This window comes from Candidatus Kosakonia sp. 282A-S69 (genome assembly GCF_029433855.1).
GTDB lineage: Bacteria > Pseudomonadota > Gammaproteobacteria > Enterobacterales > Enterobacteriaceae > Kosakonia > Kosakonia cowanii_A.
Map to the genome: position 1 here is coordinate 204765 of NZ_JAROAU010000005.1, position 233 is coordinate 204997.

Below are 233 nucleotides of genomic sequence, written 5' to 3' on the forward strand. Positions count from 1 at the left end.
GTCGACCCTGCTGCGCACCTTCAACCGGATCTACAGCCTCTACCCGGAGCAGCGCGCCGAGGGGCAGATCCTCCTAGACGGTCAGAACATCCTCGACTCCAGCGTCGACCTGAACGAGCTGCGCTCGCGGATCGGCATGGTCTTCCAGAAGCCGACGCCGTTCCCGATGTCGATCTACGACAACGTCGCCTTCGGACTCCGGCTCTACGAGAAGCTGCCGAAGTCGGAGCTCG

Annotated in this window: 1 protein-coding gene; it reads left to right on the forward strand. The window is 63.5% G+C overall.

Annotated elements, in window-relative coordinates; genetic code table 11:
* On the forward strand, nucleotides 1-233 hold a 233-nt coding region (locus tag PU683_RS21935; protein ID WP_277174647.1), incomplete at both ends, for an ATP-binding cassette domain-containing protein.